Annotated in this window: 16 protein-coding genes and 4 tRNA genes; 15 read left to right on the forward strand and 5 right to left on the reverse strand. The window is 44.4% G+C overall.

Going from position 1 to position 18,313, the window contains the following annotated elements:
* The first annotated feature begins 3 nt into the window (after positions 1-3).
* The 4 genes from rimM (at position 4) to AMICO_RS02780 (ending at position 2,322) form a co-directional block, all read left to right on the forward strand.
* A complete protein-coding gene (rimM, locus tag AMICO_RS02765) occupies positions 4-534 on the forward strand; it encodes a ribosome maturation factor RimM (protein WP_013047956.1) in 531 nt (176 codons plus the stop codon).
* The gene (gene trmD, locus AMICO_RS02770) at positions 534-1,793 is read left to right on the forward strand and encodes a tRNA (guanosine(37)-N1)-methyltransferase TrmD (protein ID WP_013047957.1); all 1,260 of its coding nucleotides are present in this window, start codon (positions 534-536) and stop codon (positions 1,791-1,793) included. Before rimM ends, trmD begins: the two co-directional genes overlap by 1 nt.
* A 33-nt stretch (positions 1,794-1,826) precedes the next feature.
* Positions 1,827-2,174 carry a 50S ribosomal protein L19 gene (rplS, locus tag AMICO_RS02775; protein WP_013047958.1) on the forward strand — a complete coding sequence of 116 codons (348 nt, stop codon included), beginning with the start codon at positions 1,827-1,829 and terminating at the stop codon, positions 2,172-2,174.
* 61 nt (positions 2,175-2,235) lie between these two features.
* A tRNA-Leu gene (locus AMICO_RS02780) sits at positions 2,236-2,322 on the forward strand.
* Between the two features lie 98 nt (positions 2,323-2,420).
* On the opposite strand, the gene AMICO_RS02785 is transcribed toward AMICO_RS02780, so the two are convergent.
* A complete protein-coding gene (locus AMICO_RS02785) occupies positions 2,421-3,215 on the reverse strand; it encodes a hypothetical protein (RefSeq protein WP_013047959.1) in 795 nt (264 codons plus the stop codon).
* A gap of 5 nt (positions 3,216-3,220) precedes the next feature.
* Complete coding sequence (gene apgM / locus AMICO_RS02790) at positions 3,221-4,522, reverse strand: BPG-independent phosphoglycerate mutase family protein (protein ID WP_013047960.1); 1,302 nt, start codon at positions 4,520-4,522, stop codon at positions 3,221-3,223.
* A 71-nt stretch (positions 4,523-4,593) separates the two neighbouring features.
* Between apgM and AMICO_RS02795 the strand changes: the two genes are divergently transcribed.
* The 8 genes from AMICO_RS02795 (at position 4,594) to AMICO_RS02830 (ending at position 13,548) form a co-directional block, all read left to right on the forward strand.
* A complete protein-coding gene (locus tag AMICO_RS02795; protein WP_013047961.1) occupies positions 4,594-5,382 on the forward strand; it encodes a Mut7-C RNAse domain-containing protein in 789 nt (262 codons plus the stop codon).
* Positions 5,383-5,425: 43 nt separating this feature from the next.
* Positions 5,426-7,480 (forward strand): acetate--CoA ligase family protein, encoded by a 2,055-nt coding sequence (locus tag AMICO_RS02800; RefSeq protein ID WP_013047962.1) that lies wholly within the window; start codon positions 5,426-5,428, stop codon positions 7,478-7,480.
* A 2-nt stretch (positions 7,481-7,482) separates the two neighbouring features.
* The gene (plsY, locus tag AMICO_RS02805; RefSeq protein WP_013047963.1) at positions 7,483-8,085 is read left to right on the forward strand and encodes a glycerol-3-phosphate 1-O-acyltransferase PlsY; all 603 of its coding nucleotides are present in this window, start codon (positions 7,483-7,485) and stop codon (positions 8,083-8,085) included.
* 92 nt (positions 8,086-8,177) lie between these two features.
* Entirely contained in the window at positions 8,178-8,660 is a 483-nt protein-coding gene (locus AMICO_RS02810) for a CtsR family transcriptional regulator (RefSeq protein WP_013047964.1), read from the forward strand.
* Positions 8,661-8,687: 27 nt separating this feature from the next.
* The gene (locus AMICO_RS02815) at positions 8,688-11,180 is read left to right on the forward strand and encodes an ATP-dependent Clp protease ATP-binding subunit (RefSeq protein WP_013047965.1); all 2,493 of its coding nucleotides are present in this window, start codon (positions 8,688-8,690) and stop codon (positions 11,178-11,180) included.
* A 115-nt stretch (positions 11,181-11,295) separates the two neighbouring features.
* A complete protein-coding gene (locus AMICO_RS02820) occupies positions 11,296-12,117 on the forward strand; it encodes an SDH family Clp fold serine proteinase (protein ID WP_013047966.1) in 822 nt (273 codons plus the stop codon).
* A gap of 35 nt (positions 12,118-12,152) precedes the next feature.
* Complete coding sequence (locus AMICO_RS02825) at positions 12,153-12,662, forward strand: PH domain-containing protein (protein ID WP_041459317.1); 510 nt, start codon at positions 12,153-12,155, stop codon at positions 12,660-12,662.
* A gap of 22 nt (positions 12,663-12,684) precedes the next feature.
* Positions 12,685-13,548 carry a mechanosensitive ion channel family protein gene (locus AMICO_RS02830; RefSeq protein WP_013047968.1) on the forward strand — a complete coding sequence of 288 codons (864 nt, stop codon included), beginning with the start codon at positions 12,685-12,687 and terminating at the stop codon, positions 13,546-13,548.
* On the opposite strand, the gene AMICO_RS09840 is transcribed toward AMICO_RS02830, so the two are convergent.
* A complete protein-coding gene (locus AMICO_RS09840) occupies positions 13,518-15,266 on the reverse strand; it encodes a phosphodiester glycosidase family protein (protein ID WP_013047969.1) in 1,749 nt (582 codons plus the stop codon). The two genes, AMICO_RS02830 and AMICO_RS09840, sit on opposite strands and share 31 nt — an antisense overlap.
* A 161-nt stretch (positions 15,267-15,427) precedes the next feature.
* Here AMICO_RS09840 and AMICO_RS02850 point away from each other — a divergent pair.
* Positions 15,428-15,503 (forward strand) — tRNA-Ala (locus AMICO_RS02850).
* Positions 15,504-15,670: 167 nt separating this feature from the next.
* Positions 15,671-16,081, forward strand: coding sequence for an adenosylmethionine decarboxylase (gene speD / locus AMICO_RS02855; protein ID WP_013047970.1), 411 nt, complete (start codon positions 15,671-15,673; stop codon positions 16,079-16,081).
* 83 nt (positions 16,082-16,164) lie between these two features.
* Here speD and AMICO_RS02860 read toward each other — a convergent pair.
* Positions 16,165-16,240 (reverse strand) — tRNA-Glu (locus AMICO_RS02860).
* A gap of 8 nt (positions 16,241-16,248) precedes the next feature.
* Positions 16,249-16,322: transfer RNA gene (locus AMICO_RS02865), tRNA-Gln, on the reverse strand.
* A 516-nt stretch (positions 16,323-16,838) separates the two neighbouring features.
* On the opposite strand from AMICO_RS02865, the gene AMICO_RS02870 reads away from it, so the two are divergent.
* Positions 16,839-18,179 (forward strand): sodium-dependent transporter, encoded by a 1,341-nt coding sequence (locus AMICO_RS02870; RefSeq protein ID WP_013047972.1) that lies wholly within the window; start codon positions 16,839-16,841, stop codon positions 18,177-18,179.
* The last annotated feature ends 134 nt before the right edge of the window (positions 18,180-18,313 follow it).

Genomic DNA, 18,313 nt, shown 5'->3' on the forward strand with positions numbered 1-18,313 from the left:
TCCATGGAAAACCGTAACCTTGTTACAATTGGGCGTATCGTAGGAGTGCATGGTTTGCGTGGGGGTATTAAAATTTTTCCTCTCACTGATTTTCCCCAGCGCTTTTTTACGATGAAAAACCTTGCGGTTTATGGCGAAGATGAAAAACCTCTGGCTGTACTCACCGTTCAAGATATGAAATTTCTGGATGGCAAAGGAATTATCGTTGCCGAAACCCGTGAACTTCAAACGCCTAAAAGTGCTGAAAGCCTGAAAGACTGCTTGATCAAAATTACATCTGAAGAACGGTATTCTTTGGAAGAAGGGGAATACTGGATTGATGATTTAATCGGTATGAAGGTGTTTGAAAAGGGGAGCGGCCGCTATCTAGGGATGGTGCATAACGTTTTCTTTGCCGGGGAAAATGATATCTACACCGTGATTTCAGATGACGGAAAAGAGCATTTTATTCCCGCAGTATCAGAGTTTATAAAAAAGGTGGACATTGATAATCGCGTTATGGAAGTTGAGATGATCGAAGGATTGTGGGAGTAATGCGCGTTACTATAATTACCGCATTTCCTGAGTTTTTTCGTGATTTTCTTTCTACAAGCATCATTGGCCGGGCTGTGGAAACAGGTTTGATCAACGTAAATTTGATTAACCTCCGGGAGTATGGCTTCGGAAATTATCGACAGATCGATGATTATTCTTTCGGCGGCGATGGCATGGTGCTCATGGCCGAACCTCTTTCAAAGGCGCTGGAAAAGGCTCGAGAGGGTCATCAGGGGGTAGATACTGTAGTCTATCCCAGTCCTCAGGGGGCTATGCTTACCCAAGAAATGGTGGAGTCCCTTGCGAGCAGGGAGCATGTTATTATCATATGCGGCCATTATGAAGGCATCGATGAACGCTTTGCAGGGAAGTGTGTGGATCTTGAGGTTTCCATTGGAGACTATGTGTTAACTGGGGGAGAAATACCAGCGATGGCCATTATTGATGCTATGGCTCGTCTTGTCCCAAATGTAGTAGGAAGGGGCGGGGCAGTAGAAGAAGATTCCTTTTTCAGGGGTATGCTGGATTTTCCTCACTATACAAGACCAGCACTGTGGGAAGGAGATCAGGTACCGCCCGTACTCATTTCAGGGAACGAGAAAGAGATCGATAAATGGCGTAAGCAGCAGTCTGTACAGAGAACATTGCGAAGGCGACCTGATTTATTAAGTCGAGCTAACATAGCATCGTACCTTGAAAAAGGAGTGTATCTGGCTTTGGTCCACCATCCTGTTATGGACCATTATGGGCAAAAAACGACAGCGGCTCTCACTGGTCTTGATCTTTCGGATATTAGTCGTTCTTGTCGTACTTATGGGCTACGTAAATTTTTAGTGGTTACTCCTCTGAAAAGTCAGCGGGAACTCGCAAAAACCATGGCCGCTCATTGGGTGAAGGGCTATGGAGCATCTTTCAATCCGAGCAGAGCGGAAGCATTTAAGACAATGAAAACGGTTCCAACTCTTGATAAGGCTATTGAGTGGATAAAAAGCAAAGAACACGAAGAGCCTCTAGTTGTTGGAACCACAGCTAGAGCTTGTTCCGGGGCAATTCACTGGCTGGAAATGAAAAGGACTCTTCTGGAGAGCCAGAAACCAGTGCTTTTTGTGTTTGGTACGGCTTCCGGGTTGCACAAAGAAGTCACTGAACGATGTTCTGTTCTTTTGCAGCCTCTTTCTGGGGGAAAGGAAGATTATAACCATCTCTCTGTTCGAACTGCGGTAGGAGTGATTCTCGATAGGTTTTTCGGGTGGAGATAAACGATTTTTGTAATGGAGTAAGGAGGGTTAGCAATGGATGCCATTAAACTGGTTGAAAAGAAATATATGAAAAACGAAGTGCCAGAATTTCGTTCAGGAGACACTGTTCGTGTCCATGTGAAAGTTACTGAAGGGGCTCGTGAGCGTATTCAGGTTTTTGAAGGTGTTGTAATAGCGAGGAAACATGGCGGAGTCAATGAAACTTTTACCGTCAGAAAGATTTCAAATGGAGTTGGCGTTGAAAGAGTTTTTCCAATCCACTGTCCTTCAATCGATAAGATCGAAGTAAAACGCCTTGGGAAGGTACGTAGAGCTAAACTGTACTATCTGAGAAAGCTCAGTGGTAAGGCTGCTCGTATTAAAGAAAGAAGAGAATTCTAAGTTTTTAGCATCTCTATGTATTGACTTAATGGGCAAGCCCCATTATAATAACCGTCGTTCTGCGGGGGTGGCGGAACGGGTAGACGCGCAAGGCTAAGGACCTTGTGGCCTCTGGGCTGTGGGAGTTCGAGTCTCCCCCTCCGCACCATATTGGGTTTGAAAGGGAAACATCGTACGATGTTTCCCTTTTTTAGTGCGCGCCGTTTTCGGATTACCTCGTTATGAACGTTCTTTGATTTTCCGCGTTCAAAACGGTGAGGCTATAGCTTTTCGAATATATTCTTCCATAAGGGGAACAGCGAAATCATTAAGATATTTTTGAATTGATTCTTCTGAGTAGGCAACGCATCCGTTTTCTCCCACATAATTTCCGCTAAGTACACAATCTAGCTGACGTCGTCCCCCCTCCCATGATATCCCAAGGAGGCTTTCGATCTCACTGCCTTTACTAATATGGCGGAGGGGCATCTCCAGGGAGAGACCAAAAAGCTTAAAGAGAGCTATGTACCCATCAAGGGATACACTGATCTGATTTATTTTTATAGCACTGTCATGGGATTCTCTTTCTCCGGCTATAACAGTTTTTATTCCAAGCTGAAGGGCCAGGGGGATACGGATCCCATGAAGATATAGGTGGCAGCCTATACAGGGTGTATAAAAACCAAATTTAGCCAAGGATATAGCCGTGATAGAGCCGCAAACTCTTTTCCAAAGGGCTGGTGAACCCATAAATACAGGAGAATAAATATGGACCGATAATGAGCGAAGGTGATCTTTCATATAATCAAGGTTATCGTATAAACTTATCCAGTCGCCATATTCTGTCGCGGTGTAAGCGATGGTGGGAACAACCCCTTTAACAGAGTGGTTTTCCATGTATTTAAAAAGAGCAGCGAAACTATCTCGTCCCGCGACCTCAATGATGACAACATCCTCCGTAGCCCTTATCCTCTTTATGTCATCTCGTGGCAGCATCCATGGCGGAAAATCTGCAATGAGCTCCGGTTTTCTCAGCAGAATAGCTTTGAGTCGTTCTTCCATGATTCTCACCCTCTCAATGGGATGTATGGGCCGGGATAATACGGTTGGTCTACTGGTGAATCCATGAGTCCTGCGAGCTTCCCTCTATCTAGAAGGTTTAGGGTCATATACATGAGCTCATGCCCTCGCAACAATCCCAATCCGCCTGCGGCACAACTTATTTCATCAAAGACTTGTACGGAGTCTTTTCGAGTATAACGTCCACTCATAATGATGGGCACAGTTTCTCCAGAGTGAATCATGTTTCCTACACTGGCGGTAGAATGGTCAGAGGTTACGATAAACAGTACCTCGTCATCAGGAACTATTACCTCATAAGCGAATTTAAAAGCCTTGTCCAGGGCCTCTATCACATCTATTTTCTTTTGATAGCTTCTTTTGTGAGCCGCTTCATCTGTTGCCTTAGTATGAACATAGATAAAATCATAATCTGTCGCTTCATAGGCTGTGCGAAGCCGTTCTTCAAGGTCTTTCTCAGGGGCATCTGTGTCACTTACACGAAGGATATCCATGCCAAGAATAGAACACAAGCCATGATAGATGGCACCGGAAGCTATGCAGAGTGCCCGAAGCCCCCATTTCTGGTGGAAAGGTATAAGAGGGCGGTATTGCCCAGCTCGCTGAAGACCTATAAAATTTATTGGAGGTTCGTTGTCCCTCTCTCTTTTGCTGTTTATAGGATGGGAAGACAAAATCTCATAGGACCACCTCATGTAGTCATTAAGAATTTCAGCGGTGTAATGTGCTTTTTTGAAATTCTTTGTGTCTTCTCTGGGGAGAACTTGCATAATAGGCCGTTCTTCATAGATAGGATTGGAGTCTGTTACCTCCGAGGAAAGCCCAGGTCCCCGCATGATGGAGAGCCCGGCGATACCAGTGGTGGGAATAAATTCGATCTCTATGTTGTCCTTTCTATAGAACCTGATAGCGTCATGAAGTGGTTTTAATACGGAAGGATCAGGATTCATCTTTTCAATCTTCAAGATAAAGAGGTTTTCTTTTTTGTCTACTGAGAAAGTGCGAGAAAGCAAGGACACGTCGCCATCTCTTACAGGAACCCCCTCTGCCCTGGCTTCGATGTACCCTCTCCCGGGGAAGAAGGCGAGATCATAGCCAAACATTATAAAGTGGGCCATTTCACTTGGCAAAGCCTGACCTTGCAGGCAACTATGATAGAGGCCGCATGTGCCTGATGCCGCAATACGATCCAGATTGACAGTTCGAGCTGCCTGAAGGGGTGTCTTCCCTTCCAGGGGGGCTATTCCTTTATCTCCCAATCCATCGAGAACAACCAGTATACATCTCATGAAACGATTATAATATAAAAATATTAGTGGGAAAAGAATTTAAAAAGCGTGAAAGATGGGGGGCTGCACCAATGAAGGCACAAATAGCTTTCTCGCCAAGTTTCTCGTATTTTTTTTATCCTTCAAAAGAAGAAATGACGCCTCTTAATTTTCCCTTGCAAAGGCTTACCTCCGTAAAAGACGGTGTGGAGGCTTTGGGTGTGCCTCACACTGAGGTGGGGGAGATTCTGGTTAACGGAATTTCTGTTGATTTTAATTATCTTTTGAAGGATAGAGACAAGGCATGTATATTGCCGTTTTCCCCGCCAGTTGATGTTACTAAAGCGACACTTTTAAGGCCAGTACCTCTTGAGCGGCCTTCTTTTGTAGTTGACATTAATGTAGCCAGACTAGGATCCCTTCTTCGATTGATGGGGCTTGATACTGTTTACAACCATGCATGGCGTGATAAGGATATTGCTGCTATTTCTAAAGATGAAGGGAGAATTGTAATAACGAGAGACCGTTCCTTGTTAAAGCGAAAAATAATAACCTATGGACGGCTTATTCGCGAGGAAAGGCCCTGGGCCCAGCTATTTGAGGTTATAAAGTTTTATAATCTAAAATCGTGGCTTTTTCCTTTTAGCAGATGCAGTTTTTGTAACGAGACTCTTCGCCCCGTCCAAAAGGAAGATGTTCTTGATCGCCTGGAGCCTCTTACGCGGTTGTTCTATAATGAGTTTACCGAATGTCCAAAGTGCGGAAAGGTCTATTGGTCAGGATCTCATAAGCAGAGGATAAAAGAGAGAATTCTGGTTATGCTGGAGAAATCTCAGCAGTTGAAAGCAGAGGATGATTATACTTCTGATAACATATTTTAATATAAAACCACAGTAGTGAAAAGAGGAAGGATTGATCATCACAATGTCTGAGGCAAAATTTGACAGATTGTTTAATCCCCGCTCCATTGCGTTAATAGGAGAGGGGCTTGCATGGAGCGGAGCGGCTGCAAGAGCTGAGAAGACCCTTCAGGAGTCTTCTTTTAATGGCCCCGTTATTGAGATTAAAAATGAAGAAGCCACTTTTCAACAGGTGGATTTAGCCATTTTAGACGTGGCGACATGTCGTTTGCCTTACTGGCTTGGCAGATGCGGAGAAGAAAATATTCCTTATGCCATGCTCCTTGCATCGGAACAAAGTGGAGTGTGGAGTCAAAAAGATAAAGAGACAGTCAGTCGAATACTTTCGAAAAGCGCATTACGCATTATAGGTCCGGATTCCATGGGATTTATCAATTTAAAAGATAAGATTGTTATTTCTCCTTTTCAAGGGTGCTTCAGCAAAGATCAATACGAGAAAGTAGCGCTTATTTCGCAAAGTGGGGATTTGGGCTTTGCTGTTGCTTCTGCTGCTCGATTAGCAGGGACAGGCTTTCGATATGTGATAACAACAGGTGGGACATCAGATATAGATTTGGCTGAGGTTGGAACATGGATTCTAAATGATCCTTGTGTAAAGTTAATGCTTTTCTGTCTGGAGGGATTGCGTGACGGAGTAGCTTTTTTAAGAATGGCTCGTGAAGCCAATCTGAGGGGAGTACGCCTTGGAGTTCTTAAAGCCGGGCAGAATGTTTCATCTCGCCAGGCTATTTCAAGTCATGTATCGGCTGGTGCAGGGAATGCGGCAATTTGGAGTGCTGCATTTAAGCAGTTTGGAATTCTTCCCCTGCGTGACACAGATGAAATAATAGACCTGGCCTGTGTCTATAATTCCTTCCTCCCCCCTGCTGGGCGAAAAACTATCATTGTTTCTCCTTCCCGAGGAGCAGGCATTGCCTTTTCTGATAATTGTTTTGAAGAGGGGCTGAAGGTGCCATCAGTTCCCGAAGATCTTCAAAGAGAGCTGAAAAAAAGCCTCCCTTCTGATGTTTATGTAAATAACCCTATCGATTTGGCTTCCCTTGGAATGGAGGGGGCAGAATATGTAACCTACCTGCTCCGACGTCTGATGAACTCTCCCAATTTGGACATAATAGCTGCTGTTTTAACAGAAAGCCGGGGAGAAGAAGTGCGAAATATTATGGCAGCGTTGCTTGATGTGGTCAGGGATAGAAAGCACCCGGTGGTGTGTTGTTCTATGGGAGGCATAGAGGAAGAAGAAGTGAGGGAAATGTTAAAGGAAGAAGGTATTCCCTTTTTTACCAGCCCAAGACGATGTGCTCGAGCCTTAGCGGGCTTGAGTGTCGGCATCCCTTCTCTTGAAGCATCAATGCCTGTAAGTTGTGAGGAGTGTGCTGTGGCGGAAGAGAAAGAAGGACTCCCTGACCTCCCCCAAAGCATGACAGAATATGATGCGAAACGACTTCTTGCTTTTCACAATATAGATATTACCAAAGAATATTTGTGCCACTCATTGGAAGAAGCTATTGAAACAGCAGAAACTATTGGCTATCCAGTTGCCCTCAAGGTGATGTCTCCGAATATCGTCCATAAAAGTGAAGCCCGAATAATAGCATTAAATTTGAGAGGGGAAGAGGAACTTAGAAATGCCTATGGCCGCACCTTGGAAAAAGCCAGACTGGCTAACCCAGCAGCGGATATCAGGGGGGTACTTGTTCAGGAGATGCTCGAGGACGGTATAGAGTGTACTGTTGCGATCAAACGGGATACTGTCTTTGGAGCGGTACTATCTGTTGGCCTCGGAGGTATATACGCGAGTGCCGTTCGGGATTTTGTCATGAGAGTTGCTCCTGTGGACGAAGAAAGTGCTATGGCGATGATTAGAGAATTGAAGGGATACTCTCTTTTACGCGGGGTTTGGGGGCGCCCTGGTTATGATGTGGCGGCATTTGCTAAAATGGTGGCCAGCCTTTCAAGATTGGCGTGTACTGAAACTAGGCTTGTTCAATTGGAAATAAACCCTGTTTTTGTAAAGAAAAAGGGTGCTGTTGTTGTGGATGCATTTGTTCTAAGGAGGTAACAATGACAAACTGGATGTGGATTCTAATTGCATATTTAGCAGGATCTTTCCCCACAGGATATGTCTTTGTTAAATTATTTTGTGGTGAAGATATCCGCACATTTGGTTCTGGGAACATAGGCGCCACTAATGTTGGACGTCGGATGGGGAAAAAATGGGCAATTATCGTGACGATTATAGATATGATTAAAGGCGGAATGGTGCTTGTTTTAGCAAGATCTATGAAAGTGGAAGGCTCCTCGCTTCTCGCTCTAATGGCATTTGCTAGTGTATGCGGGCATAATTTCCCCATATGGCTTAAAGGCAAAGGCGGCAAGGGTGTGGCGACGACCTTTGGTGTGGTTTTCTTTATGATACCTCCCTATAGCTCCTATGCTGCTTTGGCAGCTGGCATAATATGGTATGGAACCTTGAAAATTTCAAGGTATGTGTCTGTGGCTTCAATAGCATCTCTTTTCAGCCTTCCCCTTATTTTCATAACCCTTAAAATGGATTCTTCTCATGTTTTGGCAGTTCTCTCCATGGCTTTTCTGGCTCTTGTCCGCCACAAAGAGAACATAAAACGTATACGCAGCGGAGAAGAGAACCAAGTAGGCAAAAAATAATCTATCCCCCCTAATTCTGAAACAACCTTGACTAATATTGACCAATTCTCTACAATAAGAACACCAACGATTCAGGGTAGGAGGTTTGTGTTATGTCGAGCCTGACTGAGGTTATTGAAGATTATATTAATAAGCTTTTTCAAGAAGAAATGGAAGAAGAAGCTATTTCTTTACGACGTAAAGACCTTGCGGAATTCTTCGGTTGTGTCCCGAGTCAGATCAACTACGTTTTAAGAAGCCGTTTCACTCCTGAAAGAGGATATATAGTAGAAAGCCAGCGTGGGGGACATGGTTATATCCGCATAGTTCGTATCTGTTACGATGTGCCGGAAGAAAAGATAAGTCATATTGAAGATATAGTGGGTAATGCTGTAAGTGAACAGGATGCAAAACGTCTTTTAGCTGCCCTTCAGGACAGAGAGCTTCTTTCTGCGAGAGAACGTCTCGTGATAGAAGTGGCGATGAGGTTTTTAGATGAAGTGGCCAGCTCTGATTTCGATGTATCTCCTTACAAGCGAAATGCTTTGCAGGCCGAGATCTTAAAACGAATGCTTCGAGGTCTGGCCCTTGCATAAGAGCATTATTTGAAAGGGTGGAAAACCATGTGGCAGTTTTTTACGGAACGGGGCAAAAAAGTAGTTCAGCTTGCCCATAGAGAGGCTCTTCGGATGGGGCACGACGTAATCGGAACAGAGCATATCCTTCTTGGCCTTCTCGTAGAAGGAGAGGGTGTCGCTGCTCAGGTTCTCAATTCACTTGGCGTGAACTTTCAGGAAGTCCGTCGGCAAACAGAAGAACTCGTAGGAAAGGGACAGCCTATATTAAAGCCTATTGATCTTCCGTTGAGCCCACGAGCAAAACGAGTGCTTGATCTTGCCATTAAAGAAGCTCGGAATATGGGAGTTAACTATGTAGGCACAGAGCATGTGCTTCTCGGTCTCTTGGCCGAAGGGGAAGGTGTGGCAGCTCAGATCCTTCTGTCTTCAGGTGTAGATACTGTTATTGTTCAGCGGGAAATAAGCCGTTTCATAGCAAATAACGAAGCAGATAGGGGGGTACAGCCAGATCTATCCGGCGAAGGGCAAAGGAGCCTGCACTCCAAGACCCCTACTCTCGATCAGCTAGGTATAGATCTTTCAGAAAAGAGTCGAAAAGACGAACTTGACCCCGTTATAGGCCGAGACAAAGAAATTCAGCGAGTGATACAAATTCTTGCCAGACGAACCAAAAACAACCCGGTCCTTCTTGGGGATCCTGGAGTAGGGAAAACTGCAATAGTGGAAGGACTGGCACAGAAGATTCAAGATGGTAATATTGCTGAAATTTTGAGAGGGAAAAAAATAGTTCAGCTGAACATAGGAAATCTCGTAGCCGGAACAAAATACCGCGGCGAATTCGAAGAGAGGATGAGAAAGCTCTTAAAAGAACTTCGAGAAACAGGGGATGTTATCATCTTTATCGATGAGATTCACTCCATAATCGGTGCCGGTGGCGCAGAGGGAGCTGTGGATGCTGCCAATATACTCAAGCCAAGTTTATCGCGAGGTGAGTTTCAGGTCATTGGCGCTACTACATTAGATGAATATCGTAAATATATAGAAAAAGACGCAGCCCTTGAACGGCGCTTTCAGCCAGTAATGGTTGAGGAACCCTCGGTAGACGATACGATTAGCATACTTGAGGGACTCAGAGATCGATATGAGTCCCATCACAGGGTAAAGATATCAGACGATGCCCTTGTCGCTGCCGCTCGCCTTTCATCAAGATATATTACAGAGCGTTTTCTTCCCGATAAGGCGATTGACCTGATCGATGAAGCAGCTGCCCGAGCTCGCTTGAAAACCATGGAGATTCCCGCAAATCTTAAAGATATAGAACATGATCTTGAAGAGGTTCGAAAAGAAAAAGAGGCTGCCGTAACCTCTCAGGAATTTGAAAAAGCTGCTCGTTTACGAGATACTGAACGGAAGATATCGGAGGAACTCGAAGAGAAGAAAAAAGATTGGCAGTCCAGGCGATATCAAGAGAAACCTCTCGTTTCTTTTGATGATATTGCCACTATAGTGAGCGAGTGGACGAATATTCCAGTAACTCAGTTGACAGAAGAAGAAACCCAGCGACTGCTTAGGATGGAGGAAGAGATACATTGCCGGCTTATTGGCCAGGAAGAGGCGGTTAGTGCCGTTGCCAGAGCTATACGTAGAGCGAGGAGCGGCATGAAAGACCCCCGTCGTCCCGTGGGCAGTTTTCTTTTCTTAGGACCCACAGGCGTCGGTAAAACTGAGTTAGCCAGAAGATTGGCAGATTTTCTCTTTGGCAGCGAAGACGCCATGATCCGTCTTGACATGAGCGAGTTTATGGAACGCCATGAAGTAGGAAAACTGATAGGGGCCCCTCCTGGGTATGTGGGGTACGATGAAGGTGGAAAGCTTACGGAGGCCATTCGTCGACGTCCTTATTCAGTAGTGTTGTTTGATGAAATAGAAAAGGCCCATGAGGACGTTTTCAATATCTTGCTTCAAATTCTGGAAGATGGTCGGCTTACAGATGGTCAGGGTCATACAGTTGACTTCAGGAATGCTGTTATTATTATGACCAGCAATATTGGGGCCAAAGATTGGGTCAAAGGGACATCCCTTGGATTCTCAATATCAGGAGAAGCGGATGGTTATTTCGATTGGGATAAAACTAAATCTGATATTTTGGATGCGGTGCAAAAAACATTTCGCCCTGAATTTATTAATCGAGTAGATGAGATGGTGGTTTTCAGGCCTCTGAGCAAAAAGGAAATGCTTGTTATCGTTGATATCATGTTATCCGACGTAAGGGAACGGTTGCGTTATCAAGATATAGATATTAAGGTTAGCGAAGAGGCAAAAGCGTTTATTCTCGAAAAGGGTTATAACCCAAGATATGGTGCCAGACCCTTGCGGCGAAAAATTCAGCAGCTTATAGAAGACCGGATGGCAGACATGCTGCTTGAAGGCAAGATCAAGAAGGGAAGTCTCGTCTCTATTGATGAGGACAAAGGTGAAATGACTTTTGAGTGTACAAAACCTCAAAAAAGGAAAAAAGAAAAGAAGGCGGCGGTTTAGAGCCGCCTTCTTTCATAAAAAATAACCCCTTTGTTTTTTCTCCTGCTGACAGAGCGTTTCATCCCCTGTACAATAACATGCACGGTTCTTCTTAAAATAATGAAGGAGGTGTCCCATGGGAAGTTCTAATTCGTGGTTTTTATTGTTCATCTTCTTTTTTATTTACCCCCAATTGAGGCAGCAGATCTTACATTGGCGAAGAATTACCGCGCTAAGGGCCTGCGAAAAACGCAGAAAGACGAGGATCATAACCCTTATCCATCGTCAGGAGAGCGTTGGTTTTTTTGGGATGTTCTCACGCAACTTCATCAACATTGAAGATTCTGAGGAAGTATTGAGGGCCATTCGCCTTACCTCTGAAGGAACCCCTATCGATCTTATTATACACACCCCGGGGGGATTGCTCCTCGCTGCGGAGCAGATAGCTTATGCATTGAAGAAGCATCCAGCAAAGGTTACAGTGGTTGTTCCCCATTACGCTATGTCTGGCGGCACTCTCATAGCCCTTGCCGCAGACGAAATTCTTATGGATAAACATGCAGTGCTTGGCCCTGTAGATCCGCAGATAGGGCAATATCCGGCAGCCTCTATTCTCAGAGCCGTAGAAGAGAAACCTGTATCAGAGGTGGAGGATACGACTCTCATCCTTGCTGACGTGAGCCGGAAGGCTGTAAAGCAGACCCGCTCTTTTGTGTTCAATCTGTTAAAAGACCGAATGGGTGATGAAAAAGCAACAGAATTGGCTTTAGTGCTGACCGAAGGCCGATGGACCCATGATTATCCGATTACGGCAGAGGAAGCCCAAGCCCTCGGCTTGCCCGTGAATACAGATCTATCTTCTCAAGTTTGCAATATTATGAAACTCTATCCTCAGTCGGGGATAGGAAGGCCATCTGTACAGTATGTTCCTATTCCTTATCCGTCAGCCCCAGATTAAAATAGTTTAGACGCAAGGCGGGAGATATGGTGAAAATGTTTGACAAAGCGCCTCAATGTTTGAGTAAGACTTCTTGTTTCAATAACGAACCTCCCCTTGAAGAAACCAGCATCTTGACATCTGGCTTCGCCTTTCCCAAATGGATGCGCGGGATAACCTTCGTTGTGGGATTTCTTATTTTAGCTATAGGCATGGCCAAACTTTTTTCTATGAAAATAAAGGGGCTTATGCTTATGTTCCCCTATGTTCTGGTGGGGATAGTTTGCCTTTCCATGGGTGGGATCAACAATTCGATGAGTATTTCTTCAGAAGGGGTAATTTACGCCCGGACAGTCTGGGGGAAGAAAAGGCAAGAAGTATTACCTTGGGAAACTGTTCAGTCTGTCGCAATTCTCCGCAAAAAAAATTTATTCTATGCGCGTTTTTTTAAAGAGGATGGGAAAGGATGGCAAATTCCCTTCCGAAGTGATCAATGGGAGATCTTTCAGTGTATTGTAAACAAATACCGACCAGACCTTACCATTGAAGATAAAACAAAAGTTTAACAGGCTTACGGGAGAGTAAAAGATGGATAAGTTAAAAATGGCATTCCCCTTCGCTCATCAAATCGCCATTGCCATTGGGATTGTTATTGTCTGGATTATTGTAAATAAAGTAGTTTCTTTGACAACCTCACGTGGTTTTGACCTGCTCCATAAGCGGCTGGTGAAAAACGGAAAAAACGGAAGCAGGCCAGCGGCGCTACAGCGGATCGAAACACTGAAAGGAATAACTCTAAATGTGGTGAAGTGGCTTATTGCCGTTATTTTTGTGTTGAGTCTCATTGGCAGTTTTGGTGTCAACATAACTCCGATCTTGACCGGTGTCGGCTTGGCGGGCTTGGGAATATCCATGGCTGCACAGAATATTATTCGTGATTTCTTAAATGGTATTTTTGTTGTTTTAGAAGACCATTACGGAGTGGGAGATTGGATAAATACATCTATGGGAGGTGGGACAGTAGAAAAACTGACTCTTCGCACCACCCATTTACGCGATATTGATGGAAATCTCATTATTATTCCTAATGGAAGCATCAATGGCGTTACAAATTATACTAAAAACTGGTCTCGCGCCGCGATCAAGATCCGAGTTCCTTTCGATTCAGATGTACGGAAAGCAATGAAAATAATGGAAGAGACAGCACATACACTTCAGCGGGAAAACTCCTCTCTTTTTATAGGCTCTCCCACAGTTCAGGGTATTCTTGATTTTCTTGACAGCTCCATGGTTTTGAGAACACTTTTTGATACGACACCAGGAGATCAGTGGGCATTATCCAGGGAATATCGCCTGAGGGTGAAAGAGGCTTTTGATGAGGCAAATATCCCTATGGCCATACCACAAACAGAAGTAAGGCTTCATTCTCTGGAGCCAAAGAAAATTCCGTAAGGGAGAGGGCGTTCCTTCCCTCCAGGAATGGCATTGACGATTTCTCCTTTCCACAGGAGTTGGGAGGAACCGCCACCATCAAGATTTAGTACTGTCGAGAGACCTAGGTTATGTGCAAGCTGGCTTGCCTCCATAAGGGTAACTCCATTGCTGTGCCAGGGGTCTCGGCCATCTACTACAATCCACCAGAGCGCCTTCCCATCAGTGCCAACAAGGGTTCGAGGATGTCTACGTTCTCGGAAACCTTTTGAAAACCCTTCATTTTTAGTTTGAAGTTGTCCATCCAATAAAAGCATAGGGCCGCCCTGCAGGGCAAATATGGCTTCCCGCATTGCTGAATCTCTCCATTGTACTTCTATTGAGAGGGGATTCCCATGTTCCAGCAGAGAATTAACTATCTGTATGCCATATCCCCTTGCAGCAAGAAGAACATGTCCTTCCGGCACGATTCGCCGAGCTTTGTCCCCTCGATTTAATTTTTTCACGGCCCCTTGCTGAAGTAAGAATGCCTCGGCGTCAGATTGCAAAGGACGGGGAAGGGCGCCAGCTTCCGGGGAGAAAAGAGCCAAACCGTTTTGTGACGGAAAAGTGTTTAAAGAGCCGATAGGCGCAATACGGTCATTTTTTCGTAGTACGGCTCGAAACTCGCCACTTCCGAAGAGAGCTTTACCCTTGGCAGTCCAGCCCACAGCGGAACGCCTTTCATATGAAGGAAAGAGGGGAATGCCATTGATTAATAGCGTTCCTATTGGTTTCCCTTTTGTAAAAAAACCTCCATTTATAGCTCCTTCAGCTTTTAACTCTTTATTCATTTGACTTAGGGGGAGAATATATTTTCCTAAAGAATGGGCGGTAACAATAAAAGGAGATTGCTCGTCCTTTATCTGTATGGCAGCCCAGAAGAGCGCGTTGCCTCCCTGTTCGCTATAGGGAACAACTTGTCCAGCCAGATCAGCGGGTATTCTAGCGAGAACTTCCCATGCTTTAACATAATTTGTGTATGGTCCAACATAAACAGCATAAGCACATTCAGTATTTGCCATAAAAGCCGACAAACCCTGTTCTGATAAATTCTTTTGGAGGGACAGGGCATTTTCTTTATCCTGGAACTCCTTTATGAATATAGCCCAGGAACTTGGCGGAGTGCCAATTTTCTCACGGCAGACCCGTAGGGAAGCGTATTCTCCATGAAAAGTCTGATCCCAACTAATAGAACGTCGACATTGTATAAGCCAGTCTTTTAGCTCTTGAAGATCCTGGGGGTTTAGATTTTCCAGGGGATCAGATAGAAAAACTTCAGGAGCACAAGGAGTACATGCTTTTCCCAAAGTTAGGTATGGGATCATATACTCAGGTATCTGCGGATTATTCTTAGGGACAAGAAAGTTAATGAGTCTTGCCTCGTGAGACCAACCCATGGCTTTGAAGGCGAAAAGCAATGCTTCCATGCGAGTCGCTTCTAGATCTGGATGGAATCGTTCTCCTGGGAAGATAATGCCATATGCCCGTGCTGTTTCTACAGCTGGGAATGCAGGGTGGTTTTCTGGCACATCTGAGAAATGTTCTTCTCCTGTCCATCTTGGGATAGCCAGAGATTCGATGATTGCTTCGGCCATTATTCCCCTGCTTATGGCTTCAGCGGGAATAGCCTGAAATATCAATAGGAATATGATAGAGGAGATACACCATAAGGCTGTTGTTGTCTTTTTACGTGCCATAGTCAGAACTCCTTTTCAACGTGATATATAATTATTCTCTCATCCCTTCTACAGGAGGGCAATCGTGCTTAGGACTCTTTTTGTATAGAAAGCAGAGAATGGCCATTTCGGAGGTTGACAGAACTGTCACTGCTACTTATAATACTCACGTTTCGCAATGAGGGGCTATAGCTCAGCTGGGAGAGCGCTTGAATGGCATTCAAGAGGTCAGGGGTTCGAGCCCCCTTAGCTCCACCAGAATATTTAAAGCAGCTGCACTGCGCAGCTGCTTTTTTCCTTTTAAGGCCTGTTTGAAGTTTCCAATATTTTTATATTTTCTTTTTTGTGTTTTGATGTTCTTTTGTACTATACTTGTTCCACTTGGCCCAATGGCTATTTTGTTTGTATAAAGAGGAGGAGGGTAAATGTCACCGAAGGGTTACCACTTTATTGTTGAGGCTTCAGGGTGTGGGGGCGTTATCGGACAAGTTGAACGTTTGCAGGAAATCCTAGTGGAAGCAGCGAAGAGAGCGAATACCCAAGTCTGGTCCGTGTCCTTTCATCGATTCCCTCCCTATGGAGTGAGCGGCGTTGTGGTTATCAGCGAATCGCATCTATCTGTTCATACGTGGCCTGAAGCACAATATATGGCTCTTGACATATATACTTGTGGTGAGCACAGCATGCCTGAGGTTGCTGTGAAATATGTGCTTGAACAGGTTGGTGCCGCCCATACCCATATAACAGAAATTACCCGTGGTATTGATGATGGCGACGAAATTTATTACCACTCGTTTATTACCTGGGAAGAGAGGCTGAAAGAAGAAGTAGAGTAGATGATTTTTTCTTCTCGTGTTACTTTTTAGGATGGAGTAAATACAAAAGAGGCCAGGTAGAACCTGGCCTCTTGCATTTATTATGGCAGCCCCAACGGGATTCGAACCCGTGTCTCCACCTTGAGAGGGTGATGACCTCGGCCGCTAGTCGATGGGGCCTTGTTTTCTGGCTGGGGAACCTGGATTCGAACCAGGATTACCTGATCCAGAGTCAGGCGTGCTGCCGTTGCACCATTCCCCAATATCATCTGCATCTTACGCAGCGAAGGGTATATTATCATGGTCTTTATGAAACTGCAACCCCCTTTCCTTTTCAGGGCGGCGAGATGATCAATTTGAAAGTCAAGACTTCTTTCAGAAATACTTTTTGGGATAGAATTCTGAAATATTTAATAAAATAAAATTTGACAAGTTTAAAAATAATATGTAGAATGTCGTCACTTTTAAGGATACAGAATACACCAGAGGCAAGGAGGGGAAAGCAGTGAATGTCAATCTAAATATATTAATTAACATAATAATTATACTTCTAGTCATTATTAGCTGCGGGTCCTCTTCCGGAGTGCCTACTGGCGTTTGATTTTTAGCCAGCAGACTTTTCGGGGGTCGGCCCTTTCAGGGTTCGACCCCTTTTTTTATACATCCATTCAATCACACTAATTTTTTAAAAAGTTAAACATTTAAAGAAGTAAAGGGAATTTTCGTGTAGAGTTTTTTGTTTTGAACATACAAACAATATTCAGGGAGGGATTTTTATATGAAACAGGAAAAAATGGAAAGGGAGCAGTGGGGAAGTCGAATTGGCTTTCTACTCGCTTCAGCGGGGTCGGCAATTGGTCTTGGTAATATTTGGCGCTTTCCCTACATTACGGGGAAAAATGGTGGGGCTGCCTTTCTAGTGATATATATCGCTTTGGCATTTACTATTGGGGCATCGGTAATGTTGGCAGAGTTTGCCATCGGGCGCGCGGCAAAAAAGAATGCAGTAGGGGCTTTCAGGGAGCTCAAAGGTGGAGTATGGCCTCTCGTTGGTTGGATGGGGCTGGCTGTGGCTTTTATTATCCTCTCTTATTATGCTGTCATCGGAGGGTGGACCTTTGCTTATATTTTTAAGTCTTTCACAGGTCTCATGTCGCTTCATGATACATCAGCTGCTCAGGATTCCTTTTTAGGCTTTATCGCCAATCCCACTCAAGTTCTCCTGGCTTTTTTTGTTTTTATGCTTATGGTTGTTCTTGTAGTGTATAAAGGAGTTGGGCAAGGTATTGAGCGTGCCAGTAAAATTCTAATGCCTGGGCTTTTTATTGTCCTGCTTGTTCTTGTTACCAGGGCTTTGACACTTCCTGGAGCATCAAAAGGCATTGCTTTTTATCTTAAACCAGACTTTTCGAAAGTCACCGGAAGCACTATTATAGATGCTCTTGGACAGGCTTTTTACTCTCTCTCACTTGGTATGGGAATCCTCATCACGTTTGGCAGCTATATTGGGAAGAATGAAAATATCCCAAAGTCAGTTGTCACAGTTACTTTTCTTGATACCCTTGTTGCTTTTCTTGCGGGATTAATAATCTTCCCTACTGTTTTTGCTTTTGGTATCGATGCAGGAGCAGGGCCAGGCCTCACTTTTATTACCTTACCAGCCGTTTTTTCGAAGATGTGGGGCGGCATGGTTTGGTCGGCGCTCTTTTTTGTACTTCTCTTTATAGCTGCCCTTACCTCGTCAGTATCACTTTTTGAGGTTGTTGTTTCTTACTGTAAAGATGAACTGGGCTGGAGCAGAGGGAAGAGTTCACTCCTTATGGGGACGGCTATTTTTCTTTTTGGGGTTCCATCAGCCCTGTCCCAGGGGGCTTACCCTATCAATCTCTTTGGTAAAAGTTTTCTCGATGCCATGGATTGGATGTGCAACAATATCCTTTTAACTACAGGCGGTCTTCTGATTTGCCTTTTTGTAGGGTGGGTTGTAACAGATAGAATTAAAGATGATATCTCTAATAAGGGCAGACTCAATTTTGCGCTAATGTCGCCATGGCTTTTAATACTGCGTTTTTTAGCTCCTATCGCTATCGTCATGATTATGTGGAGCGGTCTTCGTTAAAGGTTCTACTTGTCTGTAGAGAGGACATCTTATTAAGATGTCCTCTCTTTTTTTAGCTGGAAACCTTATGGTATAGTGTATTATATTGCATGTCATCTGTAGATTCCTTTATTCCAGATTAAAAGATAAATGAA

Origin of the sequence: Aminobacterium colombiense DSM 12261 (genome assembly GCF_000025885.1) — a bacterium.
Taxonomy (GTDB): Bacteria; Synergistota; Synergistia; order Synergistales; family Aminobacteriaceae; genus Aminobacterium; species Aminobacterium colombiense.

Coding starts and splice junctions, on each gene's coding strand:
- rimM (WP_013047956.1), top strand. CDS start 4: ATGGAAAACCGTAACCTTGTTACAATTGGGCGTATCGTAGGAGTGCAT.
- trmD (WP_013047957.1), top strand. CDS start 534: ATGCGCGTTACTATAATTACCGCATTTCCTGAGTTTTTTCGTGATTTT.
- rplS (WP_013047958.1), top strand. CDS start 1,827: ATGGATGCCATTAAACTGGTTGAAAAGAAATATATGAAAAACGAAGTG.
- AMICO_RS02785 (WP_013047959.1), bottom strand. CDS start 3,215: ATGGAAGAACGACTCAAAGCTATTCTGCTGAGAAAACCGGAGCTCATT.
- apgM (WP_013047960.1), bottom strand. CDS start 4,522: ATGAGATGTATACTGGTTGTTCTCGATGGATTGGGAGATAAAGGAATA.
- AMICO_RS02795 (WP_013047961.1), top strand. CDS start 4,594: ATGAAGGCACAAATAGCTTTCTCGCCAAGTTTCTCGTATTTTTTTTAT.
- AMICO_RS02800 (WP_013047962.1), top strand. CDS start 5,426: ATGTCTGAGGCAAAATTTGACAGATTGTTTAATCCCCGCTCCATTGCG.
- plsY (WP_013047963.1), top strand. CDS start 7,483: ATGACAAACTGGATGTGGATTCTAATTGCATATTTAGCAGGATCTTTC.
- AMICO_RS02810 (WP_013047964.1), top strand. CDS start 8,178: ATGTCGAGCCTGACTGAGGTTATTGAAGATTATATTAATAAGCTTTTT.
- AMICO_RS02815 (WP_013047965.1), top strand. CDS start 8,688: ATGTGGCAGTTTTTTACGGAACGGGGCAAAAAAGTAGTTCAGCTTGCC.
- AMICO_RS02820 (WP_013047966.1), top strand. CDS start 11,296: ATGGGAAGTTCTAATTCGTGGTTTTTATTGTTCATCTTCTTTTTTATT.
- AMICO_RS02825 (WP_041459317.1), top strand. CDS start 12,153: ATGTTTGACAAAGCGCCTCAATGTTTGAGTAAGACTTCTTGTTTCAAT.
- AMICO_RS02830 (WP_013047968.1), top strand. CDS start 12,685: ATGGATAAGTTAAAAATGGCATTCCCCTTCGCTCATCAAATCGCCATT.
- AMICO_RS09840 (WP_013047969.1), bottom strand. CDS start 15,266: ATGGCACGTAAAAAGACAACAACAGCCTTATGGTGTATCTCCTCTATC.
- speD (WP_013047970.1), top strand. CDS start 15,671: ATGTCACCGAAGGGTTACCACTTTATTGTTGAGGCTTCAGGGTGTGGG.
- AMICO_RS02870 (WP_013047972.1), top strand. CDS start 16,839: ATGAAACAGGAAAAAATGGAAAGGGAGCAGTGGGGAAGTCGAATTGGC.